The sequence below is a fragment of the Amycolatopsis pretoriensis genome (genome assembly GCF_900107925.1).
Classification (GTDB): domain Bacteria; phylum Actinomycetota; class Actinomycetes; order Mycobacteriales; family Pseudonocardiaceae; genus Amycolatopsis; species Amycolatopsis pretoriensis.
This window is the reverse complement of sequence record NZ_FNUJ01000011.1, coordinates 25,394-40,238: the sequence shown is the minus strand read 5'-3', so window position 1 is coordinate 40,238 and position 14,845 is coordinate 25,394. Positions and strand designations below refer to the sequence as shown.

Sequence of the window (14,845 nt, the reverse complement as noted above, 5' to 3'; positions counted from 1 at the left end):
GCACCCGGCCAGGAGCGAGGTGCCGGAGGCACCGGCCCACGCCGATGCCGAAGGCGAGGCGACCCCAAGAGAGCTGGGTGGTCATCCCGTCGCCTGAGGCCGTAAAAGCACTTTGAGCAAGGCCCGCAACCCACAGCCCAAGGCGAGAGAACAACGCAACCTTGCGGGCCTGGCTCAAAGTGCTAGGCCTCGTTCAGGCGACGGGATGACCACCCAGCGACCACAGACCAAGGCGAGACGAAAGCAAAACCCAAGGTCATCCCAGAGCCTGCCCGTCCGGCGAGGACAGTCTTCGAAACGGGACCAACAACCATGACCAAACACCACAAGGGCCCCCTGAGACGCCCGTCCCCAAGATCAGGCCACCCGTCCCAACCCCCAGCCCACAAGTCCCACCCAAACCGAGTTTGGCCCCACCCGACACCGGGAATCACCCACCGCGGAAAGGCGGTGAGAGCAATCGCCGAGATCCGGATCGGCACCTCGGGCTGGCGCTACCCCCCATGGCGCGGAGTGTTCTACCCACCAGGCCTGCCCCAGCGCCGCGAACTGGAACACCTGTCGCGCAGGATGAACGCCGTAGAGATCAACGGCTCGTTCTACTCCCTGCAACGCCCGGAGCGCTACCGAGCCTGGTTCGAAGAGACCCCGGAGAACTTCCTCTTCGCGGTCAAGGGCGGCCGCTTCATCACCCACATGAAGCAACTAAGAGACGTAGAAACCGCATTGGCCAACTTCTACGCCTCCGGAGTCCTCGCCCTGGGCGCAAAACTGGGCCCGTTCCTCTGGCAACTACCCCCGAGACTGACCTTCGACCCCGACCGCCTGACGAACTTCTTCACCCTCCTACCCCGCACGACAACAGAAGCGGCCCAGCTGGCGACGAAGCACGACGACAAGCTCAAAGGCACCCCGCACCTCGAACCCGGCCCGCGAAAACCCCTGAAGCACGCCCTGGAAGTCCGCCACCCCAGCTTCGCCGACCCAGCAGCCAAAGCCCTGCTCCGAGAACACGGGATCGCCCTGGTCACCGCCGACACGGCCGGCAAGTGGCCATTCCTGGAGGACCAGACGGCCGACTTCGCGTACGTCCGCCTCCACGGCGACGAGGAGCTGTACGTAAGCGGTTACTCCGACAAGGCACTGCGCACCTGGGCCGACCGGATCCGGACCTGGCACGACGGCGGGAAGCGTGACGTCCACGTCTACTTCGACAACGACGTCAAAGTCGAGGCTCCCCGCAACGCCGAGGCCCTGGCGGACCTGCTCGGCGTCGCCCCGAAGACGAGACAGTGAGTGGACAGTGAGCGCGATCGGCTTGAGTGGACACGCGGGCCGGACCGGCTCGCGTGCTGTCGCTGGGGGTCGGCACGCGGACGGTCCGCCCAGCCCTCAACCCCCCGCGGCCACCAACGCCGCCAGCTTCGCGCGCACGTCATCGGCGTCGGGATGTCCCAGCTCGGTCAGCAACCGCACCGACCGGACCCAGCACTCCCTGGCCGGCCCCCGGTCGCCGTAGCGCAGGTGGATCGTCCCCAGCTGGGCCAGCACGTCCGCCGCCTCGTACTGCTCGCCCATCTCGAAGAACATCGAGACCGACTCCCGGATGCCCGCGATCCCCTCGGCGACCCGGCCCAACCCGACCAGCGCCAGCCCCCTCGTGTGCAGGGTGAACCGCGTGTCCACCGGCTCGCCGTCCGGCCCCAGCACGGCCAGCGCGGCGTCGGCCAGCCGCAACGCCTGATCGTGGTCGCCCATCGACGTGCAGATGTCGCCGAGCGCCCGCAGCACGCTCGCTTCGAACGCCCCCATCCCCAGCGACCGGACGATCTCCAGCGCCTGCATCCCGTGTTCGTACGCCCAGGCGTAGTCGTCGAGGTTGTGCGCCGCCAGCGCCAGGTTGTACTGCGCCCGCGCCTCGCCCTCCCGCGCGCCGAGCTCGCGCTGGATCGCGAGGACCTGCTCCAGGTAGCGGCGCGCCTCGTCGTACTCGCGCGCGACGCCGTTGACGACGCCGAGCCCGCTCAGGATGCCCGCCTCCCCCGGCCGGTGGCCGCTCGCCCGCGCGGCTTCGAGCGCCACCACGAACACCGAACGCCAGTCGTCGAGCCGCGAGCGCGTCGCGAAGTAACTTTGCAGCAGCCACGCGAGCTTCCAGCAGACGTCGGGCCGCCGGCGCCGCGCCAGGTGCACCGCGGCGATCAGGTTGCCCGCCTCTTCGCCGAACCAGTTCAAGGCGTCGTGGTATCCGGCGAAGGACAGGCCGCCGGCGAGGTCGTCCAGCTCCAGCAGCCGGTAGTAGCGCTCGGGCCGCATCCACCGCGACGCGCACAGCGCCGACGCCAGGTACCAGTCCAGCAGCCGGTCCAACGCCGCGTCACGCTGCGACGCCGTGTCGACCTGCGAAGCGACTTCGCCCGCGTACGCGCGGATGAGGTCGTGGAACTGGTAGCGCCCGGGCCGGGGCTGGGCGAGCAGGTGCGCGGCGGCCAGCGTGTCCAGCATCGGCCGGGTCGCCCCGGGGTCCAGACCGGCGACCGCGGCCGCCGCCGGCGCGGTGAAGTCGACACCGGTCGGCAGCCCGAGCAGCCGCAGCAACCGGGCCGTCGACGGCTCCAGCGCCTGGTAGGAGTACGAAAACACCGACCGGATGTTGGTGCCTTCGCCGTCGGCCAGGTCGAACGAGCCGAGCAGGTCGGCCGCCAACGAGTCGACGAACTCGTCGAGCGCCAGGTCGGGGAACTGCGCCGCCCGCACGGCGAGGATCCGGATCGCCAGCGGCAGCCCGCCGCAGTAGCGCACCAGCCGCTCGGTCGCGGCGGGATCGCGCGCGACGCGGTCGTGGCCGATCGTGGACGCGAGCAGCTCGACGGCGTCCTCTTCGCCCAGCTCTTCCAGGGCGAGCCGCCGCGCGCCGTGCGTCGCGACCAGCCCGCGCAGCTGCCAGCGGCTCGTGATGACGACCAGGCAGCCCGGCCCCGGCAGCAGCGGGCGCACCTGCTCGGTGCGGTTGGCGTTGTCGAGCAGGACGAGCAGCCGGCGCCCCGCGCTGTGCGTCCGCCAGCTCGCCGCGCGGCCGTCGAGGTCGGCGGGGATGGCCTCGCACGGCACGCCGAGCGCGGTCAGCATCGCTTCCAGCGCCGCCGACGGCTCCACCGGCTCGCCGGGCCCGTAGCCGCGCAGGTTGAGGTGGACCTGCCCGCCGGGGAACCGGTCGGCGATGTCGTGCGCGAAGTGCACGGCCAGGGTCGTCTTGCCGATGCCGCCCATGCCTTCGACGGACGCGATGGGCGTCGACGTGTCGGCGTCGGCCCCCTCCGGCAGCAGCGCGTGCAACGCCTTGAGGTCGCCCTCGCGGCCGGAGAACGTCGGCAGGTCGGCGGGCAGCTGGTGCGGCACCTGCGGCTCGGCGCCCAGCCGGTAGCGCCCCGGGGCGGTGTGCCCGTCGTCGGTCCCGGTCAGGATCGCCTGGCGGGTGCGCTGCAGCGCGGGCCCCGGGTCGAGCCCGAGCTCTTCGGCCAGCACGGCGCTGATCCGGCGGTGGACGTCGAGCGCCTCGGCCTGGCGGCCCGAGCGGTACAGCGCGACCATCAGCTGCTCGTGCAGCCGCTCCCGCAGCGGGTTTTCCCTGGTCAGCCGGGTCAGTTCGGGCACGACCGTGCCGTACTCGCCGACGTCGAGCAGGGCGTCGGCCCACTGTTCGCGCACGCGCAGGCGTTCTTCGGCGAGCTGGCCGACCTCGTCGCGGTGCAGCGCGTCCGACTCGACGTTCAGCAGCGCCGGGCCGCGCCACTGCGCGAGCGCGTCGGCGAAGTGCGCGGCCGCCTGACGGCTTTCGCCGCGGTCCATCGCGGCCTTGCCCCGGGTGGCGAGGGCACGGAACCGGGAGAGGTCGAGGAGGTCGTCGTCGAGCTCGATCAGGTAGCCGCCGCTCTCGGTGCGGATCGCGACCTGGTCGCCCAGCGCCCGGCGCAGGCGCAGCACGTACGTCTGGAGCGCGCCTTTCGAGCGGCGGCGGTCGTCGTTCCAGAGCCAGCGGCCGAGCTCCTCGACCGGCACGACCCGGTTCGCGCGCAGCAAAAGCCCGGCCAGCACGATCAGCGGCCGGCTGCCCCCGAGCCGCACCGGGTGCCCGTCGGCCGTGACCTCGGCCGGACCCAGCACGCGGAAGTCGAGGACCACGGGAACATTCTCGCCGCAACCGCGCTGTTCGGCAGCCGTTCGGCGCAACTCGGATGGCATGATCGGCGGTGATGAAGGTCTACGCGATCCCCCTGCGCAACCGTTTCCGCGGCATCACCGTCCGGGAAGGCGTGCTGCTGCCCGGCCCGGCGGGCTGGGGCGAGTTCTGCCCGTTCGCCGACTATTCGGACGCCGAGAGCGTGCCGTGGCTGCACGCGGCGCTGGAAGCGAGCGAGTCGGGCTGGCCGGCGCCGGTCCGCGACCGGGTCGAGGTGAACACGACGGTGCCGGTCGTCGGCGCGGAGAAGGCGTACGAACTGGTCCGCGCGTCCGGCTGCCGAACGGCCAAGGTGAAGGTCGCGGACCCGCGGTCGTCCCTGGCCGACGACTGCGACCGGGTGGCGGCGGTCCGCGACGCGCTCGGCCCGTCGGGCGCGGTCCGCATCGACGCGAACACGGCGTGGGACGTCGACACGGCGGTCCGCGCGATCACCGACCTCGACAAGGCGGCGGGCGGACTGGAGTACGCGGAGCAGCCGTGCCCGACGATCGAGGACCTGGCGGCCGTCCGCCGCCGGGTATCGGTCCGCATCGCGGCCGACGAGTCGATCCGCCGCGCGGAGGACCCGCTCAAGGTGGCGGTCGCGGGAGCGGCGGACATCGCGGTGCTGAAGGTGTCCCCGCTGGGCGGCGTGCGGCGGGCGCTGGAGGTCGCGGAGGCGTGCGGGCTGCCGTGCGTGGTGTCGTCGGCGGTGGAGACGAGTGTGGGTTTGGCGGCGGGGCTGGCGCTGGCGGGCGCGCTGCCGTCGTTGGAGTTCGCGTGTGGACTGGGGACGATTTCGTTGCTGGAGGGGGACGTCTGCGCGTCACCACTGTCCCCTGTGGACGGATACCTGCCGGTGCCACCGCGGGCCCCGGAACCGGCGGACGCGTACCCGGCGTCCCCCGAGGTGCAGGCGGCGTGGGAAGCCCGGCTCGAGCGGGTGCGCGGGTTGTCGTGAGTCCTCGGGGTGCGTCCCCGAGGTCAAGTTCAGGGTCGGGGTCCGGGCCGTTCCCGATGTGGGCCGGGGCCCCGGCGAGCGAACATTGCTGCATGACGAACAGCGTGTACACCCCGGAAACCACCAAGAAGCTCCGCCGCAGCAAGAGCGACAAGATGCTCACCGGTGTCTGCGGTGGCTGGGCCACCTACCTCGGCGTCGACGCCGGCGTGCTCCGCATCGGCATGGTCGCCGCCGTCTTCCTCTCGGTCGGCATCGCGATCCCGGTCTACGTCGCCGCCGCGATCCTGACGCCCGAAGAGGACTCCTGACGCGGGCGGGCGCCGGCTCGCAGGGGGAGCCGGTGCCCGCGGGGGTGCGCTGACACGAACGGCCCGGACGCCAAGGGGACGTCCGGGCCGTTCGGCGTACCCCGCTGCTCCGACCAGCCCAAAAGCCCGACGCGAACCCCGCACGAGGGGTTAGGGTTCGCGGTCGTGGATCAAGGCAGCAGAACGGCGGCGAAGATCGTCGTCGGGATTCTGGGTGGGCTCTACCTGATCGCCGGACTGGGGCTGACCGCCTTCTCCGCCTTCTTCGTGCTCGCCTTCAACGACACCGGCAGCACCAGCGTCACCAAGACCGTCCTCTACACCGCCGCCGCGCTCGCGATCTGGATCCTGCTCACCGGGATCGGCGCCATCGTCGTCGCGCTCGAAGCGGAAGAAGCGAGCACCGCCTGGCTCGGGGGCCTCGGCGTGCTCGCGCTCGGCGTCGTCATCCTCGGCGCCTACGCCGTCTGGTTCTTCACCAAGCCATAAGAAAAGCCCGGCCCGCCGAAGCGGACCGGGCTTCCCGGTGAAGCAGCGAACTCAGAAGTCCATGCCGCCCATGCCACCGGACGGGTCGGCGGGAGCGGCCGAAGCCTTCTCCGGCTTGTCCGCCACGACGGCCTCGGTGGTCAGGAACAGCGCCGCGATGGACGCGGCGTTCTGCAGCGCGGAGCGGGTGACCTTCGTCGGGTCCGGCACGCCGGCGGCGAGCAGGTCCTCGTAGACACCCGTGGCGGCGTTGAGGCCGTGACCCTGCGGCAGGCCCTTGACCTTCTCCACCACGACGCCGCCTTCGAGGCCGGCGTTGATCGCGATCTGCTTGAGCGGGGCCTCGACGGCCACCTTGACGATGTTGGCGCCAGTGGCCTCGTCGCCCTCGAGCTTCAGGCCCGCGAAGGCAGCCTCGGCAGCCTGGATGAGAGCGACGCCACCACCGGCGACGATGCCCTCTTCGACGGCGGCCTTGGCGTTGCGCACCGCGTCCTCGATGCGGTGCTTGCGCTCCTTGAGCTCGACCTCGGTCGCGGCGCCGGCCTTGATGACGGCCACTCCGCCGGCCAGCTTCGCGAGCCGCTCCTGCAGCTTCTCGCGGTCGTAGTCCGAGTCCGAGTTGTCGATCTCGGCGCGGATCTGGTTGACGCGACCCTGGATCTGGTCGGCGTCGCCCGCACCCTCGACGATGGTCGTCTCGTCCTTGGTGATGACGGCCTTGCGGGCCTTGCCCAGCAGGGACAGGTCCGCGTTCTCCAGCTTGAGGCCGACGTCCTCGGAGATGACCTGGCCACCGGTCAGGATCGCGATGTCCTGCAGGATCGCCTTGCGGCGGTCACCGAAGCCCGGGGCCTTGACGGCGACGGACTTGAAGGTGCCGCGCATCTTGTTGACGATGAGGGTGGCCAGGGCCTCGCCCTCGACGTCCTCGGCGATGATCAGCAGCGGCTTGCCGGACTGGATGACCTTCTCCAGCAGCGGCAGGACGTCCTTGACGGTGGAGATCTTGGAGCCGAAGAGGAGGATGTACGGGTCCTCGAGCTCGGCTTCCTGACGCTCCGGGTCGGTCACGAAGTAACCGGAGATGTAGCCCTTGTCGAAGCGCATGCCCTCGGTGAGCTCGAGCTCGAGGCCGAAGGTGTTGCTCTCCTCGACGGTGACGACGCCTTCCTTGCCGACCTTGTCCAGCGCCTCGGCGATCAGCTCGCCGATGGTGCGGTCAGCGGCCGAGATCGAGGCGGTAGCAGCGATCTGCTCCTTGGTCTCGATCTGGACGGCGGCCTTGTGCAGCTGCTCGGTGACGGCCTCGACGGCCGCCTCGATGCCACGCTTGAGGGAGATGGGGTCGGCGCCGGCGGCGACGTTGCGCAGCCCCTCGCGGACGAGGGCCTGGGCGAGCACGGTGGCGGTGGTGGTGCCGTCACCCGCGACGTCGTCGGTCTTCTTGGCGACCTCCTTGACGAGCTCGGCCCCGATCTTCTCCCACGGGTCCTCGAGCTCGATCTCCTTGGCGATGGAGACACCGTCGTTGGTGATGGTCGGCGCGCCCCACTTCTTTTCGAGCACGACGTTCCGGCCCCGCGGGCCGAGGGTCACCTTGACGGCTTCGGCGAGGGTGTTCAAGCCGCGCTCGAGACCGCGGCGGGCGTCCTCGTCGAACGCGATCAGTTTGGCCATTGCGGTGTGGTCCTCCGGTATTGGGCGCCACCGCCGCGCTGTACTGCTTTGCAGCGGCGGCAGCAGGACTCTTTCCTCGGCCAGGCTCGGTGCCCGCGACGGACGACTGGACCCGGGTGGGGGTCAGCCTCACCGTCCCGACCTTTGGCACTCGACGGCGTCGAGTGCCAACACCGTGTTTAGCACTCTCGGGTGGAGAGTGCAAGAAGACCAGCTCAGCGTGGCACGGTTCAGTTGCCCGGCTTGATGGAGATCGACGTCGGGGGCGCGTTCAGCGACGAGGTCGGGTTGCCCTGCGAGTCGCCGCCGGGACCGACCGGGATGTTCGGCGCGGTCGTCGTGCCGCCGCCCCCGCCGCCACCGTCGCTGAACAGGAAGATCGCGCCCACGATCAGCCCCGCCACGACGATCAGCCCGAGGACGAGGAAGATCCACTTCTTGCCGCCGCTGCTCTTCGGCTGGTGGAACGCGCCCGCGCCGCCCGCGGGCATCGGGGGACGCAGCCGCATCGGGTCCTGGCCGTAGCCCTGCGGGGGCATGCCCTGCGGCGGCATCCCCGGCTGCTGCGGGTAGCCGTAACCGGGAGGCGGGCCCTGCGGCGGCATGCCCTGCTGCTGCGGGTAGCCGTACCCCGGCGGCGGGCCCTGGGGCGGCATCCCCGGGGGCGGCCCCTGCGGCCCGGGCTGCTGGCCGTAGCCGGGCTGCTGCTGTCCTCCGTACGGGTGCACGGGGGCCCCCTCTCCCTGCGGTGCGCTGTTCTGGTGCGGCCCCTGTTGTACCTGACCAAGGCGCTGCGGCGCGGGGATTCCACCCGAATTGGACCCGGGCGGGCCCGGGGGGGTGTCCGACGCCGCCTGGGCGCCGAGCGCGCGGCGGGCGGCCGCGATCATCTCGACGCAGCTGGGGTAGCGGTCGGCGGGGTTCTTGGCCATGCCGCGGCGGACCACCTCGTCGATCGCCGGCGGCAGCGCGACCATCCGGGAGATCGACGGCGGGTCGCCGTTGAGGTGGCCCTTGATCACCGTCGGGACGTCGCCCTTGAACGGCGGGCTGCCCGTCAGGCACGCGAAGAGGACGCACGTGAGCGCGTACTGGTCGGTCCGCCCGTCCAGCGGCTCGCCGCGCAGGTGCTCGGGCGCCGCGTACGTCGGGGAGCCGAGGAAGTCGCCGCCGCGCGTGCGGTGCCCCGTCGCGCCGCGGCGCGTCAGCCCGAAGTCGGCGACGTACACGTGCTCGCGCGACGTCTCCTTCTTCGTCACGAGCACGTTCGCCGGTTTGACGTCCAAGTGGACCAGACCACGGTTGTGCAGCGTGTCGAGGGCGTCCGCGACCTGGTCGAGCATCGTCAACGCGCGCGCCGGGGCGATCGGGCCGCCGGAGATCAACCCGGCGAGATCGCCGCCGTCGACCATGCGCATGGCGATGTAGAGCATGCCGTCGAGCTCGCCGAAGTCGTACAACGGCACGACGTTGGCGTGGTCGATCGCGGACGTGTTGCGCGCCTCGTCGACGAACCGCTCGCGGAACTCGGCGTCGGCCCCGAGGTGGTCACCGATGACCTTCAGCGCCACCTTGCGGCCGAGACGCACGTCCGTGGCCTTGTAGGTCACGCTCATGCCGCCTTTGCCGAGCACCCCGTCGATGCGGTAGTTGCCCAGCCGGCGACCGGTGAGGTCCCCCGACACATCGCCTGTCACGCCCGGCAGCCTAACGTCCCAGGTTCGCAGGCTGCCGGGGGTTCGCCAATCGGGTGATCAGTGTCCTTACGACACCTTGCGCACGTCGGCTGCCTGACTACGGCCGTCACGCCCGGACTGGACTTCGAACTCGACGCGGTCGCCTTCGTCCAAAGTGCGGAATCCTTCGGCCTGGATGGCCGAATAGTGGACGAACACGTCCGGACCTTCGGTGGATTCGATGAACCCGTAGCCCTTTTCCGAGTTGAACCATTTGACGGTGCCGACAGCCACGGCGCCCTCCCTCAGCACAAAGGATCCGCTGGCCCGAGCGGATGCCAGCGGCGGAAGTGCCAATCACGCTACCGGAATTATTGCCCTCGGCAATGGGCAATTCGTTTGAAGATCACGCCGAAGAAAGGCGCCTGTTCCGCGCTTGCACGAGCACCGTCCCGGGCCCGGCGAAGTCGACCGCGAGTCCTTCGCCCGTGCGCAGCGACTGCGACCCGCCGGGATCGAGCGCCCGCAGGCGGCACTGGACGCTGTCCGGGTAGGCCAGCAGGTAGTCCGGCCGGACGGTGACCAGCTCGCCCTGGCCGAGCTCGAACGCGTCCACCGGGCCGGGCGCGGCCAGCACGAGCGGCCCGGTTCCGCTGTAGTGCTCGAGGAACCCGGAGTCGGCGCCGAAGAGCTGCTGCAGCGGCGCCCAGCCCGCGTCGTGGCGGACCGACGACGGCCGGACCAGCACGGCGTCGCGGTGGACCGACCAGCCCGTGCCGCCGCCGAGGTCGAGCGGGTAGACGTCACCGGGGCGCAGCGGCGCGAAGTCGAGCCAGCCGCCGTCGGCGGGAGCGGTGTAGACGGTCGCCGCGACCTTGCCCGCGCGGACGCCGCCCCGGCCGGCCGGGGCCTCGGTGACGCCGAAGCGGCTGGCGAGCAGCGTGTCGGGCGCGGCCTGGACCGACTCGCCCGGGTCGAGCAGGACGCGGGCGACGCCGAAGGCGGGCGTGTGTCGGGTCTGGACGCGCATCAGCGGGACGGGACGTGGGAGACGATCCAGCTGACCAGCGCGGACGGGTTGCGCGTCTGCGTCATGATCTGGCCGGGACCGACGAAGTCGAAGACGAGGCCTTCACCGCTCTTCATGGACTGGATGATGCCCGTCGCGACCTTCCGGATCTGGTACTGCACGGTGTCGGCGTACGCGACGACGTGCCCGGTGTCGACGGTCACCATCTCGCCCTGCTGCAGCGTGATCGTCTCGACGGCGCCGTAGCAGGCGACGAGCAGCTGGCCCTGGCCGGTGGCGTGGGTCAGGAACCCGCCTTCACCGCCCATCAGGTTCTTCATCCCGCCCCACTTGGTCTCCGTCTGCACGCCGTGCGACGACGCGAGCCAGCAGCCGCGGGTGACGGCCCAGCCGGTGCGGCCGTCGAGGGTGATCACCTGGATGTCGCCGGGCAGGTTGGCCGCGACGTCGACCCAGCCGCCGTTCTGCGGCGCGGTGAAGGTGGAGATGAAGAAGGACTCGCCGGAGAGGAACGCGCGCCCGAGGCCCTTCATGATCCCGCCCTGGGCCTGCGACTGGACCTGCACGCCGTAGCTGGTGGCCATCATGGCGCCGGACTCGACCTGGCACGGCTCACCGGGCGCCAGCATCAGCCGGGCGACGGCGAACGAGGGCTGTTGACGGACTCCGACCTGCATGCGTGCTCCCCTGTGGCGTGCTCTCGACGGGGCAGAGTCTTGCACGCCCCCGAATCCCGGGGAGGATGGTCCGGTGATCTCCGTCGACGACTACCGCGACAAGGTGGCCGCGCTCCTGGGCGCCTCCCCCGCGACCGCCCTGCCCCTCGCCGCCGCGGCCGGCCTCGTGCTCGCCGAGGACGTGCGGGCCGGCGTGTCCCTCCCGCCCTTCGACAACTCCGCGATGGACGGTTACGCGGTCCGCGCCGCCGACGTCGTGCGGGCGCCGGTGACCCTGCCGGTCGCCGACGACATCCCCGCGGGCCGGGTCGACGTCCGGCCGCTCGAACCCGGCACCGCGCACCGGATCATGACCGGCGCGCCGCTCCCGCCCGGCGCGGACGCCGTCGTGATGGTCGAGGACACCGACGGCGGCACGGAGACCGTGACGATCTCCACCACGGCCACCGAAGGCGCGCACATCCGGCGCTCCGGGGAAGACGTCCTCCAAGGCGCCCTCGCCCTGCACGCCGGGACCGTCCTCGGCCACTCCCAGCTCGGCCTGGCGGCCGCCGTCGGGCTCGCCGAGGTGCGGGTGCACCGGCCGCTGCGGGTGCTGATCGCCTCCACCGGCACCGAGCTGATCGACGCGCCCGCGCCGCTGCGGCACGGCCAGATCTACGAGTCGAACAGCGTGATGCTCGCCGCCGCGGTCCGCGGCCTCGGCTGCGAGGTCGAGGTGGTCCGCAGCGTCGTCGACGACGTCGAGGAGTTCCGCAAGGTCATCGAGCCGAAGCTCGCCGACGCCGACCTGCTGGTCACCTCCGGCGGCGTCAGCGCAGGCGCCTATGAAGTGGTGAAGGACGCGCTGTCGGGCCAGGGGGTCGAGTTCGCGAAGATCGCGATGCAGCCGGGCGGGCCGCAGGGCTGCGGGCGCTGGCAGGGCGTGCCGGTCGTGACCCTGCCCGGCAACCCCGTCAGCGTGCTCGTGTCGTTCGAAGCGTTCCTGCGCCCGGCGCTGCTGACGGCCATGGGCCACACCGACGTTTCGCGGCAGCGCGTGCGGGCCCGGCTGACCGAAGCGATGTCCTCGCCCGCCGGCCGCCGTCAGTACCGCCGGGGCGTGTTCACGCCGTCCGACCGGGAAGTCACCGGCGTCGTCGGGCCGCGCGGCGGGCCGGGCTCGCACCTGCTGGCCGCGTTCACGCAGGCCAACTGCCTGATCGTGCTGCCCGAAGACGTCACGTCGGCAGCGGTTGGCGACGAGGTGGACGTCCTGCTGCTGTGACCGGGAAGTCGCGCAGCTTCCGGAACGGCGCGAGGATCGGCAGCGCGGCGACCAGCACGACGGAGGCCACCCACAGCGTCTCGCGGACGCCGATCGCCTCGCCGAGCACGCCGCCGAGGACCCCGGCCAGCGGGATCGTGCCGTAGGCGGTGAGCGACGCGCTCGACGTGATCCGGCTGAACAGCTCCGGTGGGCAGTAGCTCTGCCGGAACGTCGTGGTCAGCACGTTCGACGCGACGACCCCCGCGCAGACGCCGAACACGCCGAGGACGAACAGCGACAGCCGCCAGCCCGGTCCGCTCAGCGGGCCGAGCACCATCATCGGCGCCGCGGCGACCTCGCACAGCAGGAACGCGCGGGCGGTGCCGAAGCGCGCGCCGAGCCGTCCGGCCAGCGCCGCGCCGAGGACCCCACCGGTCGCGGCCAGCGCGAGCACCAGGCCGACGACGCCGGGGCTCGCGCCGAGCGTGCGCGACAGGAAGACGATCTGGATGGAGCTGTAGCCGGTCAGCGCGAGGTTCGACACCGCGCCGAACACCATCAGCGACCGCAGGTACCGGTCGCCCACGACGAACCGCAGGCCCTCGCCGATCTGGCTGCGCAACGGCGTCCGCGGCACCGGCGCGACGGTCTCGCGCACCCGGATCGCCCGCACGCACAGCACGGAGACGCCGAAGCTGACCGCGTCGGCGAGGATCCCGCTGACCGGGCCGAACGCCTGCGCGAGCAGCCCGGCCAGGCCGGGCCCGCCGACCTGGGTCGCGGACTCGCTGCCCTGCAGCTTCGCGTTGGCTTCCAGGAGGTCGTCCTGGCAGAGCAGCGCGGGCAGGTAGGCCCGGTAGGCGAGGGTGAAGAAGACCTTCGCGACGCCGCCGAGCAGCGCGGCGGCCAGCAGCAGCGGCATGGTCAGCGCCCCGAACGCGGCCGCGAGCGGGACGCCACCGAACACCACCATCGACACGGTGTTGCAGATCAGCATGACCGGGCGCTTCGGCAGCCGGTCGACCCACGCGCCGGCGGGCAGGCCGACGACGAGCCAGGGCAGCCAGGCGACCGCCGTCAGCAGCGCGACCTCGAACGTGCTCGCCCGCAGTGTGACCACCGCGACCAGCGGCAACGCCGTGGTCGCGACCATGCTGCCGAGCATGCTCGTGGTCTCGCCGGTCCAGAGCAGCCGGAAGTCCCTGTTCCCCCAGAGCCCCTTCACGGCTTGCCCAGCGAAGCCCGCGCGGCGAAGAAGACCGCGTGCCGCTCGACGCCGTCACCGGGCTCGGTGCGGTTCTCGAAGTCGGCCAGCAGGAGCAGGACCCGTTCGTTCAGCTCTTCCAGTTCGGCGGCGGACAAGCGCATCCAGGTGTCCGTGCTGAACGCGACGCCCCGCCACTGCGGGGGGTAGTTTTCGCGGTTCGCGATCCACTCGCGCGCGATCGCCGTCTGGTGGTCGAGGGTCAGCACCTCGGCCGCCTCGGCGATCGGGTCGTCGGGAAAGTCCGCGGAGGCCCACCGCAAGGTCTTCACGCTGCGCTTCCACCAGCGTTCCCGCTGGTCGCGGGCCAGTTCGGGAGCCTCCTCGACCAGCTTGGCCGCGGCCAGCACCTTCATGTGGTGGCTGATGTTGCCGACGGCCTGGTCGGTCTTGCCCGCCAGCATCGACGCCGTGGCCGGGCCGTCCAGGTGGAGCAGTTCCATCAGCCGCCGCCGCAGCGGGTGGGAAACCGCCGCCAGCACCTTCGAATCCCGGATGTCCCGGACCTCGTCACTCATGACGCACAAGAGTAGTTGTACAACAACTCTTGTGCAATAGCTCTTGTGCAAGCGCTCGCGTAAGCTCCCGCCATGGGTTTCGTCGCATGGGTGATCTTCGGCGCGATCGTCGGCTGGGCCGCGAACCTGGTCGTCGGCGGCCGGGACCGGCACCGGCAGGGCTGCCTGGTCAGCGTGCTCGTCGGCGTGGTCGGCGCGGCACTGGGCGGGCTGCTCTACCGGCTCGCGACCGGCCAGTCGAAGACGTTCGACTTCGACTTCCCGAGCTTCGGCGTGGCCATCCTCGGCGCCGTCGTGCTGCTGGCGATCCTGCGGCTCGTAACCGATGTCGGCCGCCGCCCGGGTGACCGCTCGTAACTTTTGCTCGGACATTCGGTGATCAACCGGCGATCAGCCGCTAAACTGTTTCCTCACGCGCGTCTCCCGGTGGCCGGGTGCATGCGCCGTCGGGGGGCCGATGCACCCGGCCCCGGTTCCCTCTCTTCGCCTCGATCACCACGTCGACGGCGCGCAGCGGGTCCACCAGGGCCGGCAGCGGTACCTCGTCGATCTCCGCCCGCCACGCCCCGAACAGCTCGTCGAGGCGGGCGTCGGCTGGATCGCGGTGATCGGTCATCGTCCCCTCCCAAGGCTCGCGCGGCAGCGCCCCGAACGGCGTCAACTACTGAGAGTTGTCGCTGAATTCGACCAAGCGTTACCGGGATGTGGCCCCTCCCACCCGCTGCGGGGACACCCTCGCGAGGGAGCCGACCAGGGGCACGCGGCGAG

15 protein-coding genes are annotated in these 14,845 nt (G+C 71.3%); 6 read left to right on the top strand and 9 right to left on the bottom strand.

The genetic code is table 11. The annotated features are described in order from the left end of the window. The first annotated feature begins 450 nt into the window (after nt 1–450). On the top strand, nt 451–1,296 hold the full coding sequence (locus tag BLV96_RS39455) for a DUF72 domain-containing protein (RefSeq protein WP_086678983.1): 846 nt from the start codon (nt 451–453) through the stop codon (nt 1,294–1,296). Nucleotides 1,297–1,392: 96 nt separating this feature from the next. On the opposite strand, the gene BLV96_RS39450 is transcribed toward BLV96_RS39455, so the two are convergent. Beyond that, the gene (locus BLV96_RS39450; protein ID WP_086678984.1) at nt 1,393–4,182 is read right to left on the bottom strand and encodes an AfsR/SARP family transcriptional regulator; all 2,790 of its coding nucleotides are present in this window, start codon (nt 4,180–4,182) and stop codon (nt 1,393–1,395) included. Between the two features lie 71 nt (nt 4,183–4,253). On the opposite strand from BLV96_RS39450, the gene BLV96_RS39445 reads away from it, so the two are divergent. From BLV96_RS39445 to BLV96_RS39435, 3 genes are all read left to right on the top strand, one after another. Continuing rightward, nucleotides 4,254–5,183 carry an o-succinylbenzoate synthase gene (locus BLV96_RS39445; protein WP_086678985.1) on the top strand — a complete coding sequence of 310 codons (930 nt, stop codon included), beginning with the start codon at nt 4,254–4,256 and terminating at the stop codon, nt 5,181–5,183. Between the two features lie 92 nt (nt 5,184–5,275). Beyond that, complete coding sequence (locus tag BLV96_RS39440) at nt 5,276–5,494, top strand: PspC domain-containing protein (protein WP_086678986.1); 219 nt, start codon at nt 5,276–5,278, stop codon at nt 5,492–5,494. Nucleotides 5,495–5,659: 165 nt separating this feature from the next. After that, complete coding sequence (locus BLV96_RS39435) at nt 5,660–5,983, top strand: hypothetical protein (protein ID WP_086678987.1); 324 nt, start codon at nt 5,660–5,662, stop codon at nt 5,981–5,983. 51 nt (nt 5,984–6,034) lie between these two features. On the opposite strand, the gene groL is transcribed toward BLV96_RS39435, so the two are convergent. The 5 genes from groL to BLV96_RS39410 form a co-directional block, all read right to left on the bottom strand. Beyond that, nucleotides 6,035–7,663, bottom strand: coding sequence for a chaperonin GroEL (gene groL, locus BLV96_RS39430; protein WP_003085442.1), 1,629 nt, complete (start codon nt 7,661–7,663; stop codon nt 6,035–6,037). Between the two features lie 230 nt (nt 7,664–7,893). After that, complete coding sequence (locus tag BLV96_RS39425; protein WP_208608447.1) at nt 7,894–9,360, bottom strand: serine/threonine-protein kinase; 1,467 nt, start codon at nt 9,358–9,360, stop codon at nt 7,894–7,896. A 66-nt stretch (nt 9,361–9,426) separates the two neighbouring features. Next, nucleotides 9,427–9,633 carry a cold-shock protein gene (locus BLV96_RS39420; RefSeq protein WP_086678989.1) on the bottom strand — a complete coding sequence of 69 codons (207 nt, stop codon included), beginning with the start codon at nt 9,631–9,633 and terminating at the stop codon, nt 9,427–9,429. 112 nt (nt 9,634–9,745) lie between these two features. After that, complete coding sequence (locus BLV96_RS39415) at nt 9,746–10,369, bottom strand: AIM24 family protein (protein WP_086678990.1); 624 nt, start codon at nt 10,367–10,369, stop codon at nt 9,746–9,748. After that, entirely contained in the window at nt 10,369–11,046 is a 678-nt protein-coding gene (locus tag BLV96_RS39410; RefSeq protein ID WP_086678991.1) for a TIGR00266 family protein, read from the bottom strand. Before BLV96_RS39410 ends, BLV96_RS39415 begins: the two co-directional genes overlap by 1 nt. Nucleotides 11,047–11,119: 73 nt before the next feature. Here BLV96_RS39410 and moeA point away from each other — a divergent pair, with 73 nt between their 5' ends. Continuing rightward, nucleotides 11,120–12,313 carry a molybdopterin molybdotransferase MoeA gene (gene moeA / locus BLV96_RS39405; protein ID WP_091390225.1) on the top strand — a complete coding sequence of 398 codons (1,194 nt, stop codon included), beginning with the start codon at nt 11,120–11,122 and terminating at the stop codon, nt 12,311–12,313. On the opposite strand, the gene BLV96_RS39400 is transcribed toward moeA, so the two are convergent. Beyond that, entirely contained in the window at nt 12,267–13,520 is a 1,254-nt protein-coding gene (locus BLV96_RS39400; protein ID WP_086684948.1) for an MFS transporter, read from the bottom strand. The genes moeA and BLV96_RS39400 overlap by 47 nt on opposite strands. Continuing rightward, nucleotides 13,517–14,077: an ArsR/SmtB family transcription factor gene (locus tag BLV96_RS39395; protein WP_086684945.1), complete on the bottom strand. Its 561-nt coding sequence runs from the start codon at nt 14,075–14,077 to the stop codon at nt 13,517–13,519. The genes BLV96_RS39400 and BLV96_RS39395 overlap by 4 nt, the downstream gene beginning before the upstream one ends. Nucleotides 14,078–14,149: 72 nt before the next feature. Between BLV96_RS39395 and BLV96_RS39390 the strand changes: the two genes are divergently transcribed. Next, entirely contained in the window at nt 14,150–14,434 is a 285-nt protein-coding gene (locus BLV96_RS39390; RefSeq protein WP_086684942.1) for a GlsB/YeaQ/YmgE family stress response membrane protein, read from the top strand. Between the two features lie 40 nt (nt 14,435–14,474). Here BLV96_RS39390 and BLV96_RS39385 read toward each other — a convergent pair whose 3' ends face one another. Beyond that, nucleotides 14,475–14,693: a hypothetical protein gene (locus BLV96_RS39385; RefSeq protein ID WP_091390223.1), complete on the bottom strand. Its 219-nt coding sequence runs from the start codon at nt 14,691–14,693 to the stop codon at nt 14,475–14,477. Between the last annotated feature and the right edge of the window lie 152 nt (nt 14,694–14,845).